This window comes from Salmonella sp. A29-2 (assembly GCF_020150755.1).
Taxonomy (GTDB): Bacteria; Pseudomonadota; Gammaproteobacteria; order Enterobacterales; family Enterobacteriaceae; genus Salmonella; species Salmonella enterica.
This window is the reverse complement of sequence record NZ_CP083731.1, coordinates 1,964,967-1,981,899: the sequence shown is the minus strand read 5'-3', so window position 1 is coordinate 1,981,899 and position 16,933 is coordinate 1,964,967. Positions and strand designations below refer to the sequence as shown.

The 16,933-nt window shown below is 49.6% G+C and carries 20 protein-coding genes, 3 tRNA genes and 1 pseudogene; 8 read left to right on the top strand and 16 right to left on the bottom strand.

All coding sequences use genetic code 11. The features are described from left to right. The first annotated feature begins 48 nt into the window (after window positions 1-48). Both K8W53_RS09650 and uspC read left to right on the top strand, forming a co-directional pair. Complete coding sequence (locus tag K8W53_RS09650) at window positions 49-165, top strand: hypothetical protein (RefSeq protein ID WP_001617301.1); 117 nt, start codon at window positions 49-51, stop codon at window positions 163-165. Next, window positions 162-590, top strand: a complete 429-nt coding sequence (gene uspC, locus K8W53_RS09645) for a universal stress protein UspC (protein WP_000122606.1) — start codon at window positions 162-164, stop codon at window positions 588-590. The genes K8W53_RS09650 and uspC overlap by 4 nt, the downstream gene beginning before the upstream one ends. Before the next feature lie 17 nt (window positions 591-607). Here the strand turns inward: uspC and otsA are convergent, their stop codons facing one another. The 4 genes and pseudogenes from otsA to K8W53_RS09625 form a co-directional block, all read right to left on the bottom strand. Then, entirely contained in the window at window positions 608-2,029 is a 1,422-nt protein-coding gene (gene otsA / locus K8W53_RS09640) for an alpha,alpha-trehalose-phosphate synthase (RefSeq protein WP_000089042.1), read from the bottom strand. Then, entirely contained in the window at window positions 2,004-2,807 is an 804-nt protein-coding gene (otsB, locus tag K8W53_RS09635) for a trehalose-phosphatase (RefSeq protein ID WP_023224915.1), read from the bottom strand. The genes otsA and otsB overlap by 26 nt, the downstream gene beginning before the upstream one ends. A gap of 222 nt (window positions 2,808-3,029) precedes the next feature. Beyond that, window positions 3,030-3,212 (bottom strand): annotated as a pseudogene (araH, locus tag K8W53_RS09630) (L-arabinose ABC transporter permease AraH); the annotation flags it as partial. A gap of 227 nt (window positions 3,213-3,439) precedes the next feature. Then, window positions 3,440-3,997: a DJ-1/PfpI family protein gene (locus tag K8W53_RS09625; protein ID WP_023224916.1), complete on the bottom strand. Its 558-nt coding sequence runs from the start codon at window positions 3,995-3,997 to the stop codon at window positions 3,440-3,442. A 557-nt stretch (window positions 3,998-4,554) separates the two neighbouring features. Here K8W53_RS09625 and K8W53_RS09620 point away from each other — a divergent pair. Continuing rightward, window positions 4,555-5,058, top strand: a complete 504-nt coding sequence (locus K8W53_RS09620; RefSeq protein ID WP_000741707.1) for a non-heme ferritin-like protein — start codon at window positions 4,555-4,557, stop codon at window positions 5,056-5,058. A 178-nt stretch (window positions 5,059-5,236) separates the two neighbouring features. Here the strand turns inward: K8W53_RS09620 and K8W53_RS09615 are convergent, their stop codons facing one another. After that, entirely contained in the window at window positions 5,237-5,875 is a 639-nt protein-coding gene (locus K8W53_RS09615) for an RpiB/LacA/LacB family sugar-phosphate isomerase (RefSeq protein WP_000684804.1), read from the bottom strand. A gap of 255 nt (window positions 5,876-6,130) precedes the next feature. On the opposite strand from K8W53_RS09615, the gene K8W53_RS09610 reads away from it, so the two are divergent. Both K8W53_RS09610 and ftnA read left to right on the top strand, forming a co-directional pair. Then, complete coding sequence (locus tag K8W53_RS09610) at window positions 6,131-6,466, top strand: YecR-like lipofamily protein (protein ID WP_000803229.1); 336 nt, start codon at window positions 6,131-6,133, stop codon at window positions 6,464-6,466. Window positions 6,467-6,705: 239 nt separating this feature from the next. Continuing rightward, a complete protein-coding gene (gene ftnA / locus K8W53_RS09605) occupies window positions 6,706-7,203 on the top strand; it encodes a non-heme ferritin (RefSeq protein ID WP_000920613.1) in 498 nt (165 codons plus the stop codon). 45 nt (window positions 7,204-7,248) lie between these two features. Here ftnA and K8W53_RS09600 read toward each other — a convergent pair whose 3' ends face one another. Continuing rightward, entirely contained in the window at window positions 7,249-7,488 is a 240-nt protein-coding gene (locus K8W53_RS09600; protein WP_023224917.1) for a YecH family metal-binding protein, read from the bottom strand. A gap of 226 nt (window positions 7,489-7,714) precedes the next feature. Here K8W53_RS09600 and tyrP point away from each other — a divergent pair, with 226 nt between their 5' ends. Continuing rightward, entirely contained in the window at window positions 7,715-8,926 is a 1,212-nt protein-coding gene (tyrP, locus tag K8W53_RS09595; RefSeq protein WP_001562965.1) for a tyrosine transporter TyrP, read from the top strand. Between the two features lie 74 nt (window positions 8,927-9,000). On the opposite strand, the gene K8W53_RS09590 is transcribed toward tyrP, so the two are convergent. The 10 genes from K8W53_RS09590 to uvrY all read right to left on the bottom strand — a co-directional run bounded on the left by K8W53_RS09590 (window position 9,001) and on the right by uvrY (window position 16,221). Then, window positions 9,001-9,666 (bottom strand): YecA family protein, encoded by a 666-nt coding sequence (locus K8W53_RS09590; RefSeq protein WP_000781521.1) that lies wholly within the window; start codon window positions 9,664-9,666, stop codon window positions 9,001-9,003. A 238-nt stretch (window positions 9,667-9,904) separates the two neighbouring features. Next, window positions 9,905-10,231: a glucose-6-phosphate dehydrogenase gene (locus K8W53_RS09585; RefSeq protein WP_000240837.1), complete on the bottom strand. Its 327-nt coding sequence runs from the start codon at window positions 10,229-10,231 to the stop codon at window positions 9,905-9,907. A 212-nt stretch (window positions 10,232-10,443) separates the two neighbouring features. After that, window positions 10,444-11,883, bottom strand: coding sequence for an SH3 domain-containing C40 family peptidase (locus K8W53_RS09580; protein ID WP_077944489.1), 1,440 nt, complete (start codon window positions 11,881-11,883; stop codon window positions 10,444-10,446). A gap of 213 nt (window positions 11,884-12,096) precedes the next feature. Further along, window positions 12,097-12,429 carry a hypothetical protein gene (locus K8W53_RS09575; protein ID WP_001669250.1) on the bottom strand — a complete coding sequence of 111 codons (333 nt, stop codon included), beginning with the start codon at window positions 12,427-12,429 and terminating at the stop codon, window positions 12,097-12,099. 250 nt (window positions 12,430-12,679) lie between these two features. Continuing rightward, window positions 12,680-12,766 (bottom strand) — tRNA-Leu (locus K8W53_RS09570). Between the two features lie 11 nt (window positions 12,767-12,777). Then, window positions 12,778-12,851 (bottom strand) — tRNA-Cys (locus tag K8W53_RS09565). Window positions 12,852-12,903: 52 nt separating this feature from the next. Continuing rightward, a tRNA-Gly gene (locus K8W53_RS09560) sits at window positions 12,904-12,979 on the bottom strand. Between the two features lie 151 nt (window positions 12,980-13,130). Continuing rightward, window positions 13,131-13,679, bottom strand: a complete 549-nt coding sequence (gene pgsA, locus K8W53_RS09555) for a CDP-diacylglycerol--glycerol-3-phosphate 3-phosphatidyltransferase (RefSeq protein ID WP_001160192.1) — start codon at window positions 13,677-13,679, stop codon at window positions 13,131-13,133. Between the two features lie 56 nt (window positions 13,680-13,735). Continuing rightward, the gene (gene uvrC, locus K8W53_RS09550; RefSeq protein WP_023224355.1) at window positions 13,736-15,568 is read right to left on the bottom strand and encodes an excinuclease ABC subunit UvrC; all 1,833 of its coding nucleotides are present in this window, start codon (window positions 15,566-15,568) and stop codon (window positions 13,736-13,738) included. Next, window positions 15,565-16,221, bottom strand: a complete 657-nt coding sequence (gene uvrY, locus K8W53_RS09545; RefSeq protein WP_000611323.1) for a UvrY/SirA/GacA family response regulator transcription factor — start codon at window positions 16,219-16,221, stop codon at window positions 15,565-15,567. The genes uvrC and uvrY overlap by 4 nt, the downstream gene beginning before the upstream one ends. 311 nt (window positions 16,222-16,532) lie before the next feature. On the opposite strand from uvrY, the gene K8W53_RS09540 reads away from it, so the two are divergent. Further along, window positions 16,533-16,688 (top strand): hypothetical protein, encoded by a 156-nt coding sequence (locus tag K8W53_RS09540; RefSeq protein WP_000546186.1) that lies wholly within the window; start codon window positions 16,533-16,535, stop codon window positions 16,686-16,688. Further along, on the top strand, window positions 16,685-16,909 hold the full coding sequence (locus K8W53_RS09535; RefSeq protein ID WP_000106483.1) for a DUF2594 family protein: 225 nt from the start codon (window positions 16,685-16,687) through the stop codon (window positions 16,907-16,909). The genes K8W53_RS09540 and K8W53_RS09535 overlap by 4 nt, the downstream gene beginning before the upstream one ends. The last annotated feature ends 24 nt before the right edge of the window (window positions 16,910-16,933 follow it).

Below are 16,933 nucleotides of genomic sequence, written 5' to 3'. Positions count from 1 at the left end.
GTGTGTAAAAAGTGTCTTATGCCACGATTCTTTACATAAGAATAATTAATGATTAATTATGATGTCCTTCACATTAATGTGGCATTAGCGCATTGCAGAAATGCGATAAACAGAGTAAAGCTAAAGCACAATCTCATATTCTTGCAATCAAGGAGCGAGTTATGAGCTACACCCATATTCTTGTCGCCGTTGCCGTCACCCCGGAAAGTCACCAGCTACTGGCTAAAGCGGTCTCTATCGCCCGCCCTGTTCAGGCGAAAGTAAGCCTGATTACTCTCGCTTCCGATCCTGAACTGTATAACCAGTTCGCCGCGCCCATGATGGAGGATTTACGCGCGGTTATGCATGAGGAAACCGAGAATTTTCTTAAGATGCTGGGGGAAAAGGCGGATTATCCGATTGAACAAACTTTCATCGCATCAGGTGAGTTAAGCCAGCATATTTTGGCTGTGTGCCGCAAACACCATGTTGATCTGGTCATTTGCGGCAACCATAACCACAGTTTCTTTTCGCGCGCGTCCTGCTCGGCAAAAAGTGTCGTCAGCGCCAGTCAGGTAGATGTGTTGCTGGTACCGTTAGCGGGCGACTAGTCGCCGCTCGCGATATCTCAGGCCAGCTTAGGGAACGTCGCCACGTTGTTCTGCTGCTGACGCTCAGGGCTACGCGGCGTGACCTCCTTTAGGTCATGAATAAAACGCTCCTGCCAGCGGTTAATGTCATTTTTAACGATCACGTCCAGCATTTCCGCATGACGCGAAATACGCTCGGCAAGGGGCATCGTTAACGCGCGATTGAGCGCCGCCGCCACGTCATCCCGATCGTAAGGATTGACGATTAACGCCGACGTCAGTTCATTCGCCGCGCCGGCAAACTGTGACAGTACCAGTACGCCAGGATTAGCGGGGTCCTGCGCGGCGACAAACTCTTTCGCCACCAGGTTCATCCCGTCACGCAACGGGGTGACGAGCCCGACGTCTGAATAACGGAATATCTTCATTAACAGTTTACGGTCGAAATGCTGATTCAGATAATAGAGCGGCGTCCAGCCCAATTGTCCATATTTCCCATTAATCCGGCCTGCTTCCGTCTCAAGCTGGTGGCGAATATCCTGATATGCCTGTACTTCGCCGCGTGACGTAGGCGCAATTTGGGTATAACGAATTTTTCCCCGATGCTGCGGATAGTTTTCCAGTAGCGCTTCATACGCCAGAAAACGTTCCGGCAGCCCTTTCGAATAATCCAGCCGCTCAACGGAAAAAATATTCTTCACATTTTTCAGTTCCGCCTTGAGCTGCGCCAGTTTAGGCGGCAATGGCCCGGCAGCCTGCAGAGCAATCTCATCGGGCTCAATACCGATGGGATACACTTCTGTCTGGAAGTCTTTACCCCACGCGATATGCTGCTTGCCGCTGCGAGTCGTGACTCGCGTTTGACTCGAAAGACTATCCAGAAAAGCCAGGCGATCATTTTCCGTCTGGAACCCTAGCAGATCAAAGTCACACAACTGCTCCAGCAGTTCATCATGCGGCGGTAAAGCGTTAAAAATCTCCGGGGTCGGGAATGGAATATGCAGGAAAAAACCAATTCGGTTGTTCACGCCGCGTTTACGCAGCTCGCTGGCAAACGGTAACAGGTGGTAGTCATGCACCCAAATGATGTCGTTCTCTTTAATGAGGGGCAATAACTTATCCGCTAATAGCGCATTCACCCGCATATAGCCTTCCCATGCAGGACGCTGAAACTGTACCAGGTCCAGACGATAGTGGAACGCAGGCCAGAGAACCGCATTGGAAAATTGACAGTAATAATCTTCGTAATCTTGTTCGCTCAGGTTAAACGATGCCCAGGTAATATTACCTTTTGTCACCTTTTTTAATGGCTCATCCTCGTTACCTGTCTCGCCACTCCAGCCGAACCACAACCCGCCAGCCGCTTTTAGCGCGCCAAGCACGCCAACGGCGAGGCCGCCGGCGCCGCCTTTATTATCCGGGGGGGCAATTCGATTAGATACTACGACTAAACGACTCATAGCCATCACTCCTGTTATTCATTACTTGTTGTTCTTGTTGTGGATAATTGATTTGCTCCAGCCAGCGCCAGACATCGGGTACGCTTTCCAGCCGCCATGCCGCCTGGGTTGCCCCGACGCCCACTTTTACGGAAATTCCGCCAGCGTGATTCACCACGCCAAAGCCAGCCTCATCGGTCAAATCGTCGCCCACAAAAACGGGAATCCGTCCCGCAAAGGGCGCCTCCTGCATAAAGGCGGCAATCGCTTCGCCTTTATTGGTTCCCTTAGGTTTGATTTCCACAACACATTTACCAGGCTGCAACGCCAGTTGCGGCCAGTGCTGCGTAACGTGTTGCGCAAGCGCCAACAGCGCCGCTTCATGTTCCGGAGCCTGACGGTAGTGCAGCGCAAACGCCATCCCCTTCGTCTCCAGCTCCGTTCCGGGCAGCGCTACAAGCGTCGAACGTAATAACGCCTCCACCTCCCGGACTACCGCTTCAGGAAGGCGCACGATATGGGTTTTACCATTGATGTCACGACGCTCTGCTCCGTGAACGCCAGCGAGCGGAAAGCGAAAAGGCTTCGCCAAAGCATCCAGCTCAGTCATTGAACGCCCTGAAATCAATGCCAGTGCCCCTGCGTTGTGCGCCGCGAGACGGTCTAACAACTGAAGGATTTTATGCGGTACCACTACCTGATCGGGATGAGGCTTTATCTCTGCCAATGTGCCATCAAGGTCAAAAAAATACGCATAGTTCGCAGTGAGTTCGGGGGATACGGTTAACGGTTCTGCCACCCTGGTCTCCTCCTTATCATCATATTGAGACTCACAAACGGTCTCATTAGTCATGTAAGTATAGACAGTGTGACGCTGCTCGCCATTTAGAAAGACCATCGCCAGCCGGGGTAGCGGCTGGCGATGACGTGAAGCTATACTGTTTAGTTGAGTGTTAATTCATCAAATCGTACGCTTCGCTTTTTGCTTATAATGGTCGAAGATAACTGCTGCCAGAAGGATTCAGCCGCGAACCACGTACTGTGCAAAAGGTGAAATGTTGAACAGGTTCATCGCGTTCTCCACCGTTCCTGATATCAGTACGCTCGCCACCACATATGAGATTTTTCCGAGGCCGCTTCTCAGGAAAACGCCCCCTAATACGCACGCAGAAATAACGATTAACTCATAACCCAGGGAAGTCATTGACCAGCTTTAGCATTTTTTATGTAGGGTAAAGTCAAACGATTTTTGTTAGAGAAGACGTAAAACGGTGCACTGTCTTTCATTCATTAGATAAATACTGTGACAGGAATAGTTTTAGCGGGAAATGACATAACCCAGAGCGAATTCATCAGCCAAAAGGCAGAAAAGCCAGCACATTAATCCATAACATCAGCCAGCTAATCCTTACGGCCCTGGGTGAATAACGATTACCAGGGATAATAGATATGTTCAGCCTGTTCGCGAACCGGCGCATCGTCTCCCAGCAGTCTGGCGGAAAGGGTTAGAGCGAAATCAAAGACATGACCCAAGCCTTTGCCGCTAATTAAATTACCATCTTCAACAACGGGCGCATCCATATAGACACCTTCCGGAACCGCTTTCCACAGGTCGCCGGAACAGACATAACGACGCCCCTTCAGCAATCCGTGAGCACCCAGCACCCTTGCCGCCGCGGAACAGATAGGACAAATTAATTTGCCTGCCGCATCATGACGCGCAACGAAAGCGATCACCGCCGGATTAGCCGCCAGATTAGCGCTCCCCTGCGGACCGCCCGGCAGCACTACCGCATCGAAAAGCGCCTGCTGGCGTTCACTCAGCGTGCTGTCCGCAACCATAGGAATATCATGGTAACTCACCACCGCCCGTGATTCAGCACACGCCAGCGTTTCGACGTCGATATGCAAACGTCGCAGAATATCAAGAGTAACAATGGCCTCTGCTTCTTCAAATCCTGGTGCCAACAGCACCGCGACCTTTTTCATTGACTGCTCCTTGTTAACGAGTCACCCATCAAAACTGCGCTCAACCGAATAACGTGCTCGTATGATTAATGACATTAAAAATGATCTACCGCAAAATCGGCTAGTTTATAAAAATAGGCATATTTGCTCTCAACCGTTCATGCGTGTGATATCCAGACTGGCTAATGTTTATTTTATTGAAATTACCATACTTGAAAGGCTCACCCCATGATCTGAAACAATGTTTCATAAATTAGAAACCCATATAATATCATTTAACTTTCAAACAGTTGCAACCGCTCCACACCAAAAATCATTACATCTGAAAAAATCACACCGCTGAAAATGTAAAAAAAGATAAACAATTGCATTTAAGGATTTTCTTATTTTTATTGACGCGCTATTCTCATTACCGATCGATAAACAGGAAATGAGATCGCATAAGGGACTGGCGGAACGGAGTTCTTCTGCTAAGAGTATTTATTGTGCATAGATGATAGATGTAAGAAAGTGACAACGGCCCGTTGCATTCTCGTCTGTCATGCACATCAACACTTTCTGGAAATAAGGATATTGTTATGGCAGCTGTAGGAATGGTTCAAAAGCTCAACACGCCAATGAACCTTGAGTTTTACGCATCAAATCTTTACCTCCATCTAAGCGAATGGTGTTCTGAACACAGTTTAACAGGCACCGCCACCTTTCTTCGTACCCAGGCGCAAGGCAACGTGACGCAAATGATGCGCATGTTTAATTTTATGAAAAACGCCGGCGCCACCCCTATCGTTAAAGCCATTGACGTTCCGGGTGAAGAGCTCTGCTCTCTGGAAGAATTGTTCCAGAAAACCCTGGAGGATTATCAGCAACGCGCCAGCACGCTGTCGCGTCTGGCAGATGAAGCGAAAGCGCTGAATGATGCCTCAACGCTCGATTTTCTCCATACCCTGGAAAAAGAGCAGCAGCAGGATGGCGTACTTTTACAAACTATTCTCGAAGAAGTTCGCAGCGCTAAACGAGCAGGGCTATGCCTGGCGCAAACCGATCAGCATCTCCTTAACGTCGTGACCTATCAGCATCACTGATAGCGGCACCCCGAGCGACAATATTGAGACGTTATTAGCCGGATAGCAACGCGAAGCAGCTTATCCGGCCTACACCGTTTCTGATCTGTTTGCCAGAGGTGGCGCCTGTCGCTACTGGCGTATTATCGGCACATCATGCCAGCCGACAGGCGCGAAACGCCTCTGTCTTGTCCGGGCATTACCCCAGCATCTCACGTACAAACGCTTCTATTTCTTTATTCTGGCCGTTTTCAAACAAACATTGCTGGAAACGCGGCCCTGAAACCGCCGTTTTAACCAGTTCAGGATCGATAGCCCGTAGTGTATCCAGATAATTCTCTTTGACGACCGCGGCCTTAACCTGGTTCAAAATGCCCGCATTGCGTACCTGCGGCGCTTTGCGCTCAGGCGGATACCCCTCGCCTTTACGCCCGGTAAACGCTTTTTCAAAGATGAAACGCACGTTCAGCTCAGCGCCCCAGCCAAAGCCTTTCGCAAATGGCAGGGACAACGCATTGCCGTTGTTGATCTGCGCAAACAGAAAAGCATCTGCCGGATCGATGCAATAGCCACAAATGACACCTGGATGAATATTTAACGACATCAGCGCGCCCTGCCCGGTGCCACAGCCAGTAACCACAAAATCAACCGCGTTTGCATTAAGCAAAATACTCGCCATGATGCCTAAATGAATGTACGTCAGGTGATGGTCATTTTCGTCGCACATGCCGACGTTAAAAACGGGAAATCCCTTTTCATTGGCGACGGCGCTAAGTTCGTTATAAATGATGGCATTTTTGCTGGCCTGGCTATTTTCCATCATCAGTGCAATTTTCATCGTGTTCCTCCTGAATGCAGACGGTCGCGTCTGCGTAAATCATGACGTTTTGCCCACACTACACACTTAAGAACACGCATTCAAATTTAATGAAACTAAGTTTCATTAAATGAAGAGACGCTCACACATTTTCTGTTCCCGCTGTAAACCTCCTGCCGTTACCTTTAATCAAGGCGAATCCGTAAGTTATTCCAGCCATTGACGGTGCAAGACACGAGGTAGCATGGTCTGATACCGAATTGTCGGAGCGATTTTATGAAGCCTCTTATTTTTACTCTTTCACTGCTAGCCCTGACGGGATGCACCATTACTCGACAAGCGCAGGTCAGCGAAGCCAGCCCGATAAGCGGCATCGTGCGCCTGACGTATAACCAGCCGCTATTTTTTACTTCACGGACAGATGACTATGTATCTCACGGGACCGCAACACGCGAATGCCAGCAGATGGGCTATGCCGATGCCGTTTCGTTTGGTCAGCCGGTAGGAACCTGTAGCATTTATGCGGGCTCGTTGTGTCTGAACACCCGATTTACCCTCTCCTGGCAGTGCCGGGGCGTTGCCGTCCCGCAAATTATGCCGCTTTATTATTAAGGCGGCTGGCTTAACGCCGACACCATGTACAATGGAGGAGAGTGCAGGGTCGCTATTGCCAGCATGAAGATGCTGGCTTTCCTTTATTTTTATACCCTATACACTGGCGTTAATGCGTTTTATTCCCATTCGTATTTTTAATAATTAAATTTAATATTTTACCTTTTGCAAATAATAAAATAACAAATTATAGTGGCGCCACATTACCGTATATCTTTTGCTATTTGTGGAGCGGAACCATGCTGAAAACAGAAATGATCGACAAACTGAATGAGCAAATGAATCTGGAGTTGTACTCCTCCCTGCTCTATCAACAAATGAGCGCGTGGTGCAGCTATCACAGTTTTGAAGGCGCGGCCGCATTTCTTCGTCGCCATGCGCAAGAAGAGATGACGCATATGCAGCGCCTGTTTGACTACCTTACCGATACCGGAAGCCTGCCGCGCATTCATACCGTTTCTTCGCCCTTCGCTGAGTACACCTCACTGGATGAACTGTTCCGCGCGACCTATGAGCATGAGCAGCTTATTACGCAAAAAATTAATGAACTGGCTCATGCCGCAATGACCAGCCAGGATTATCCGACATTTAATTTCTTGCAGTGGTATGTGGCAGAACAGCATGAAGAAGAAAAATTATTCAAATCTATTATTGATAAATTAACGCTGGCGGGAAAAAGCGGCGAAGGGCTTTATTTCATTGATAAAGAACTCTCCACACTGGATACGCAAAATTAATCCAGCACGTCCTTACACGGTGAGACGCGCTCTCACCGTGGCGTATTAATGGCGGCAGATTTTACTCTCATGCGTTGAAAAACCGTCCTCCACGGCAATAAACTTTCCTTTCGCCGCCAGAAACGCGACCAGTTCCGCCGCCGTCATATCTGACGCTGAACAGGTGTGAAATCGTGCCTGCTCGCCAAAGCGCGCTTTTATTGCCGCCTCCAGCGAGGTATGCGTGTACTGCTCGCCAGACTCAATCATCATGTTGAGTACTTCGTGACCGTGAATGGAATCCATAACCCCTCCTGAATAAAACTCGTAGCCTAATGTGTCCGTGTGCGAGCGACTTTGCGCTAGCGCAGGTTTGCGGCGGTTGTCTGCGTCTCCTCCCATATTCGCTTTTACGCCCGGAACTGTAAATTTTACAGTACACCCATTGTAACGACCATTTGACGAAAATAGCGTAATGCCTTACCCTGCGCCGCGGATATCACCGTTCTTTGTTACCGGGGTAGTAGAAAGCGTGAAAAACAGAACTCTGGGCAGTATTTTTATCGTGGCAGGCACCACTATCGGCGCCGGGATGCTGGCAATGCCGCTGGCAGCGGCTGGCGTTGGTTTCAGCGTCACGCTGGGATTGTTGATTGGCCTGTGGGCGCTGATGTGTTATACCGCGCTACTATTACTGGAGGTATATCAACACGTTCCGGCGGATACCGGACTGGGCTCGTTGGCAAAACGCTATCTTGGACGTTACGGACAGTGGCTTACGGGATTCAGTATGATGTTCTTAATGTATGCGCTCACCGCCGCCTACATTTCCGGAGCCGGAGAATTACTGGCATCCAGTATTAATAACTGGCTTGGCGCCACGCTCTCGCCCGCCGCCGGAGTACTGCTGTTCACCTTTGTTGCCGGTGGAGTGGTGTGTGTGGGCACCTCGCTGGTCGACCTTTTTAACCGCTTCCTGTTTAGCGCAAAGATCATTTTTCTGGTCATCATGCTTGCGTTGCTCACGCCACATATTCATAAAGTAAATCTTCTTACGCTTCCTTTACAGCAGGGGCTGGCGTTATCCGCCATACCGGTCATTTTCACCTCGTTTGGTTTTCACGGAAGCGTACCGAGTATTGTGAGTTATATGAACGGCAACATTCGCCGGCTGCGTTGGGTCTTTATGACGGGTAGTGCCATTCCGTTAGTGGCCTATATTTTTTGGCAGCTCGCCACGCTGGGAAGCATCGACTCGCCGACATTCAGAGGGCTACTGGCCAGCCATGCCGGGTTAAATGGCCTGCTGCAGGCGCTCAGAGAAGTGGTCGCTTCGCCACATGTCGAACTGGCGGTCCACCTGTTCGCCGATCTGGCGCTGGCGACCTCTTTTCTGGGCGTAGCGCTAGGATTATTTGATTACCTGGCCGATCTATTCCAGCGCCGCAGTACGGTGTCCGGACGCCTGCAAACCGGGCTGATTACCTTTCTGCCGCCGCTGGCGTTTGCGCTTTTCTACCCACGTGGATTTGTGATGGCATTAGGCTATGCCGGCGTAGCGCTGGCAGTGCTGGCACTGCTCATCCCTGCCATGCTGGTCTGGCAATGCCGTAAACAGAGCCCTCAGGCGGGATATCGTGTGGCAGGCGGCACGCCAGCGCTGGCGCTGGTGTTTATCTGCGGCATTGTCGTGATTGGCGTCCAGTTTTCGATCGCACTGGGGTTCCTGCCCGATCCAGGTTAACGCCAGGCAAAGATTACCGGGCCCGGACGCCGTCCAGGCTCGATAATCATCACGCTATGGCCGTTTACGAGCCATTAATGCAGGCAGCACTGCTTAAATTTTTTGCCACTCCCGCATGGACAAGGATCGTTACGCCCCACTTTCACCTCTGCTTTTATCGGCATCTGTAGCGGCGTCGTGTGCGGATGCGCCATCCACCAGGCATGAAGCTCAAGCGCCGCGATACGGATAGCGTCAACGCTTTTATCGAACGCTTCCGGGCTCATTTTATCCAACAGCGCAAAGTTTTCTTCAGTGCCGTGTAAGGCAATCGCTTCCAGCGCCGGTTTTAGCGTATCCGGCAAGTCAGACCAGTCGGACAGCGACACTCCGCGCATGTAACCAAAGCACCATTCTTCAACAATCGTTAATTCATGGCCATCAACTTCTCGCAGGCCAAACAGCGGCTCGAACTGTTCTGGATAATCTTCAAGCCGGGCGGCTGTGTCCGCCATGTGCTGGAACACCAGATCCATAAATCGCGTCATTTCTTTTTCAGATGTCCAGCGCGGTACGTACGCGGGTCCCCCCCATATCGCGACCAGCCACTGTTCCGGCTCGATGGGACGCGGAGAACTTAGTACCGCAGTAATCAGACCGTCCAGCTCCGCGACATCCAAAATGGCCTGATCGGTATTGTATTTCGTCAGCACATCATCCAGCCATTCCAGCTCGTTCTCGTTTAATGGTTCCATTTTCATAACGCTTTTCCTCAGTGATGACTTCCGCCTGTAGGCCTCTTACATTGCAGCGGATAAAAATAATTTTTTTGCAGGCAGTTTGGATGGCAACCATCAGGGGCCAGATTAACACGAAATGAGGAGGATTCCGGAAGTTAACGCACAAAAGGAGGATCAGGGCGCAGATTTTCCGCCAGGAAACGCTCGCCCCACACAAAAGCGAGAGATGGGTTTCTCGCTATATTATACTCATGCTAACTTATACCACCGCCGCGGACAGATAAAACCGCCCTCTCAAATAGAGCTTATTTTCAGTAAAAAAGTGTTTAATGAGTTCGTCTACCGCTTCTCTGTCAGCAGAAAAGGTTATTTCCATAAACAGCGTATCGTACCCTATTTTGATATTTTTTTTCTTACAGTAAACACGGATTTCATCCTGCACACTCAGCAACGGAAGGCTAAATGTGTATAGCGGTTGCGGTTCTTTTTTCGCCGCTTTCTCAAAAACTTTAGTGACCAGATCCCCAAGATCGCGCTCTGACCGGGCACCGTTATTAAAATGCAATAAATTACGTCTTTTTACCACCCAGCCTCCAGCCAGATACCGCCAACAATAACTCTCACTTCAATGTGTGAGGCACATAATCACATCCAGAATCAGCTCCAGATAGTATTTCAAATAAACAGCCCGCACTATAGCTCATACTTTTTTCAGACACAGTTTACAGGGATACTCTCTTTATATCCACGCGCACGGTTGCCTTAATCATGTCTTCCGCGATAACACAGTTTGTCAACCTATTCTATATAACCAAGCTTAAACAGAACCTTACCAGCCAGCGATATCAGATCAGGATTTTCAGGATAAAAACGCAGTAACGGCAAAAATACTGCCTCACCGATAATGCTCCGGCTATTAGCATGGTTTGGGCGCAATCCCCAGATATTCTGATAAGTCATCGGCACGACCTGCCCATTCATGGTTGTGTTACCGATATACAGCATAATATGCCCTGGAATATAGACCAGCGTAGTAAACGGCTTTCCGTATCTGGTGAGATAATCGATCCGCATTTGGGGATTTTTATGACTAAGATCGACCACCCGTCCAGCAGACTCTACCTGCGCGGATGAATGTCTGGGCAGGAATATGCCAAACGGCATTAACAGGCTGCGGACTTCGGCTGAACAATCATTATAAAAGTTAAAATTTCCCCAACCGTAGGGGGCGCCGTGCATTGCTTTCATTAGCACGGCGATATTTTCCGGCGTCATTTTCCACGGCATAGCCGTAAACTCGTTACCGCTTAGCCAGACCCAATGGATAAACGCGCGACCGTTGCTGCCGCGAACTGGCGCCGCAATCAGGAACTGGCCCGCCCGTTGATGTCGGAACGGTAAAATAGTGCCCGGTCGCCCGGTGAAATAATAGACGCCTGCGGCATGAACAGAAACCGGCGCGTTGATAAATGCCCCCAGTTGCTTATGAGCAAGCAAAACCCACTGTGTTATAAATTTCTGATCCGTACTGGCAATATCTTCACTATGAACCCAGCCAGTTACCGCTGGTGAAACGACATATTGCCAGCGTTGGTCTTTGCTCTTCGTCAGCGTATAGACCGGCGTACCGGGACGCAGCGAAGACATTTGTAAATTATCAAACGGGTACCCCTCGCCCGCCTGACGGGGATCGTTAAAGAGCGGGTCGTCCGTTGGCAGCGCTCTGACTAAACTTTCCCTGACCATAATGCCTCGCCGGGAGGCATGATAGATATTGTCAATCTGCGTATCCGTATTCCCTCTAACCTCCTCTTTCCAGCGAGAGGTATAAAGTCTGAAGTTTTCCCCCCAATAAGCACTGCCGTCGCTAAGAAACTGCTTAATACTGGCATCCCGGGCCTGTGCTGCGTTTTTTTTCAGCAATGCGGTAATATAAAAACCATTCCACGGCGAGTGCGCTTCACTGTCCATTCCGAAATAATGAGATTTTAGTGCGCTAAAGTAGCGTTGTTGGGTAGCACTATCAATAACCGGAATAGTGTAATCAGCCGAGTCCGGAGGTATCCATTTATCAACCGACTGTGAATAATCCGCTAACGGAAAGCGTGTTTTTGTCGGGTCAATATAGCTCCCTGTGAGAATTTCATCTTTGGCTGTTGATCGGTTGGTCGTCTGGTGGCAAGCGGTGAGGCACAATGGTATCAATAAAACGGCCCAGGTTTTCTTTTGCATCATCATCTCCGTAAAGCGGGGAAAGCATAATATAGAGACTGACCAAAACCGCCATTCACGAAAACCCGAAATTATCTGTAGTTGACCTGTTATTAAGACAATATTGCAAAACGTGATTAAAGCATGAAGCGGATCACATTACCTTGTGATGAATATTAGTTCGCTATCTACCTTTAATTAAATTGTGCAGAAAATACCCCTGAACAGTTTTATACTCGTTTAATTTGCATAAATACTCCACTGGCCCGCCCCTGTTTTTTTCAGACAATACATACTGTAGCGCGTCAGTTCTACTTTTTTTATATACTCTGCAAAGTCATTTTCATCGACGTAGCCAATAAAATTACGCGCATCACATGTCGAAGAGGAAAGCTCACCGGGAAGAGAGTAGGTTACGATTGCACTCTCAGGCTCATACAAAATAAAAAAAAGTAGCAAAGCACAACCTACAATCCCAATATTAATGAAGCTAATAAATAATTTTGCATTATCGGTATATTTCACTGGCAGACCTACTCTCTTTAATAAAGCAGGCATAAAACATATCAGCATTTTTTATAGAGATTAATGGATTTTATCGGCTGATTTACCCGACGTTTAGTATTTACCAGCCACAAGTTCTTGCGGGTCGGTAACACATAACTGCTGTACTGGCAGAAATGCCGCTACCGGTGTTTTTTTACTGTGTATCGCGCTGGAAAGTTCACGCTCGCGGTCGGCATACAAACTGAAGGCACAAAAAAACCACCCGTAGGTGGTTTCACGACACTGCTTATTGCTTTGATTATTCTTGTCTTTCCCATGGTACCCGGAGCGGGACTTGAACCCGCACAGCGCGAACGCCGAGGGATTTTAAATCCCTTGTGTCTACCGATTCCACCATCCGGGCTCGGGAAAAATTGGAGGCGCGTTCCGGAGTCGAACCGGACTAGACGGATTTGCAATCCGCTACATAACCGCTTTGTTAACGCGCCAAATTTTTTTGGCTTTTCAGCCAGCATCCGCTTTACGCCAATGCTTTTAAACTGGAGCGGGAAACGAGACTCGAACTCGCGACCCCGACCTTGGCAAGGTCGTGCTCTACCAACTGAGCTATTCCCGCAGTATCAAGCAACTTTGTTAATCACTTGATTTTGTTATCGTCTGGCAATCAGTGCTGCCGTTCGATGCGTTGCATTCTACTTACCTGACGCACTGAGTCAACGATATTTTTCGTCACTCACGATCGTTTGCTGAAATTTGCGGCGAAACGATCACTGATCAAGCAAATCTCCGCGTGCAGCGCTCAAATATTGCAACATGGACCACAACGTTAGCACCGCTGCGACAAAGAAAAGCGCGATCCCGGCATACTCTACCCAGATATTCGGACGCCACAAGAGCCACGCCAGCGCCACCATCTGTGCGGTAGTTTTGACTTTACCGATCCAGGAGACCGCTACACTACTGCGTTTGCCCAGCTCCGCCATCCATTCACGCAGAGCAGAGATAATAATTTCGCGGGCTATCATCGTCGCCGCAGGTAACGTCACCCACCAGCTATGATAATGCTCGGTGACCAGCACCATGGCGATCGCCACCAGCACCTTGTCGGCGACGGGGTCGAGGAAAGCGCCGAAACGCGTACTCTGGTTCCAGCGTCGCGCCAGAAAGCCGTCAAACCAGTCGGTAATAGCGGCAATACAGAAAATCAGCGCGCTGACCATCGGCGCCCAGGCGAACGGCAAATAAAACACCACGACAAAGAATGGAATCAGGATGACGCGAAACAGCGTGAGCAACGTAGGGATATTAAATTGCATAGTGACGGGTAACTATCTGTTGTCAGTGAAATTACCCCTATGTTGCTACAGTGGCCTCAATGTTTCAACGACCAGAAGATCTTTTCTGCCAGACCTTGCGAAATACCCGGCACTTTTGCAATTTCTTCTACGCTGGCGTTACGTAGTCCTTGCAAACCGCCCATATATTTCAGCAGCATCTGGCGACGTTTAGGCCCAACGCCTTCAATAGTTTCCAGCGTACTGGTATTTTTAACCTTCGCGCGTTTTTTACGGTGCCCGCCGATCGCGTGATCGTGCGACTCATCGCGAATATGCTGAATAACATGCAGCGCCGGCGAGTCCGGCGGCAGGCTAAACCCCTCGCCTTCCGGTTCAAAAAAGAGTGTTTCCAGACCGGCCTTTCTGTCCGCGCCTTTGGCGACGCCAAGCAGCAAAGGGCGATGCTTATCCCAGGAGACATCCAGCTCAGCGAAAACGGCTTTCGCCTGGGCGAGCTGCCCTTTTCCGCCGTCGATCAGAATAACATCCGGAATCTTACTTTCTTCTATGGCCTTGCCATAACGCCGACGTAGCACCTGATTCATCGCCGCGTAGTCATCACCCGGCGTGATGCCCGCGATATTATAACGACGATACTCGGCGCGTAACGGCCCGTTAGCGTCAAATACCACACAGGATGCGACCGTTTGCTCCCCCATGGTATGGCTGATGTCAAAACACTCCATCCGCTTGATCGCAGGAAGTTTTAATACCGCCGCCAGCGCAGTCAAACGCTGCGTGATGGTGGACTGCTGCGAGAGTTTAGTGATTAAGGCCGTTGCCGCGTTGGTCCGCGCCAGCTTGAGATAACGGGCGCGATCGCCACGCGGTTTTGTCTGGACATGAATACGCCGTCCGGCAAGTTCCGACAACGAGTCGGCGAGCAGCGCTTTATCACTCAGATTAAAATCGAGCAGTATCTCGCCCGGTAGCGTGCGCATCTGGCTACCCTGCAGGTAAAACTGCCCGACAAAGGTTTCCACCACTTCGCCCAGTTCCGTACCGCCAGGTACTTTTGGAAAATAGCTGCGGCTGCCCAGCACCTTACCCTGGCGAATAAACAGCACATGCACACAGGCCATACCCGCATCAAAAGCCACGCCGATCACGTCGAGATCGTCGCCCGCATTGGAGACAAACTGTCTCTCCGTGACCCGGCGTACCGCCTGGATCTGATCGCGAATACGCGCCGCCTCTTCAAATGCCAGATCCTGGCTGGCCTTTTCCATCCGGGCAATCAGCTGTGTTAAGACCTGGTCGTCCTTACCGGACAAAAACAACCGGACATACTCCACCTGTTGCGCATACTCCTCCTCGCTGACCAGTCCTGCAACGCAGGGGCCTAAACAGCGGCCAATCTGATATTGCAGGCAAGGACGCGAGCGGTTGCGATACACGCTGTTTTCGCACTGGCGGATAGGGAAAATTTTCTGTAACAGCGCCAGCGTTTCCCGAACGGCATAGCCATTAGGAAATGGACCGAAGTACTCGCCTTTCGCATGTTTGGCGCCACGGTGCATCGCCAGACGCGGATGGGTATCGCCGCTCAGAAAAATAAAAGGATAGGATTTATCATCACGCAACAACACGTTGTAACGCGGTTGATACAACTTGATGTAATTATGCTCAAGCAGCAGCGCTTCCGTTTCGGTATGCGTTACCGTGACATCAATGTGTTGAATTTGCGCAACTAGCGCTTCGGTTTTACGCGAAGCCAGGTTGCTGCGAAAGTAGCTGGAAAGACGCTTTTTCAGGTCTTTTGCTTTACCGACATAAATAACCGTACCGCCGGCGTCATACATACGATAGACACCGGGTTGGCTGGTAACGGTTTTCAAAAACGCCTTTGCGTCAAATATTTCACTCACTGGCTTGTTAACGTCTCCGCATTACACAGGCCATGGCGGATTGCCAGGTGAGTCAGCTCAACATCACCATGAATGTTTAATTTACTGAACATGCGATAGCGATAGCTGTTCACCGTTTTAGGACTGAGATTCAGCTGTTCTGAAATCTCATTGACCTTCTGACCTTTGGTGATCATCAGCATAATCTGCAACTCGCGTTCAGACAAACTGGCGAACGGCGTTTCCGTTTTTGCAGGCTCGATCTGACTGAGCGCCATCTGCTGAGCGATATCGGAGGCGATATAACGTTGTCCGGAATACACCGAACGAATAGCGCTCACCACCTCCTGAGGCGCAGCGCCTTTGCTGAGATAGCCAGCTGCGCCAGCCTGCATCACTTTGGCGGGCAACGGGTTCTCCGTATGGACGGTCAGCATGATCACTTTGATATCCGCTGTCGATCGGGCAATTTTACGCGTCGCCTCAAGGCCGCCAATACCGGGCATGTTCATATCCATCAGCACGACGTCAACGGCGTTAGTACGGCACCATTTTACCGCATCCTCTCCGCAGCACGCTTCACCGACAACTTTAATGCCCTTTATATCTTCAAGAATGCGTCGTATCCCTGCGCGCACCAGTTCGTGGTCATCAACAAGAAGAACGTTGATCAAAGGAATATCTCCAGAATAGGGATAACGCTACTGATAGTTAATCGCCCTTATATTAGCTGGTTTTATCTCAACTTTGAAACGTAAAAAAACACCGGGTATTCGATTTTGCTCTCGTTTTTGGAAATTATGTTGTACGTCGTGTGGCAACTGCCAACGTTGTAGCCCCTTCTGACGGCGCTGTCCCGGGCTGCTATTTCATAATGGTGACAAAAATTTCACGTTCCGCTGTCTAAACACTAATTAGGGAATCAACTTTGTAACAATAATTAACGAGTAAAATACGCGTAATAAACAAAGAATGAAGAAAATATATGCATCACGCAGCAACGTTTATTTTGTGGGTAACCCCTCCGCTTTTTGATCAAAAAACAACCACTGCTATTTTTAGCGTAGCTTATGGTATACTCCGCCGCCTTAACATCTGCTATCGCACATTTTCACTGAAACATAACGAGGAAAATAAATGAGTACGCCTGATTTTTCCACCGCTGAGAATAATCAAGAACTGGCTACTGAAGTCAACTGCCTGAAAGCCATGTTAACGCTGATGCTGCAGGCGATGGGCCAGGCCGATGCAGGGCGCGTGATTCTTAAAATGGAAAAACAGATCGCGCAGATGGATGATGAAGCACAAGCGGCGGTATTTTCCAGTACGGTTAAGCAAATTAAACAGGCTTACCGCCAGTAGTAAAAAACCGGCTGTTAGCATCGC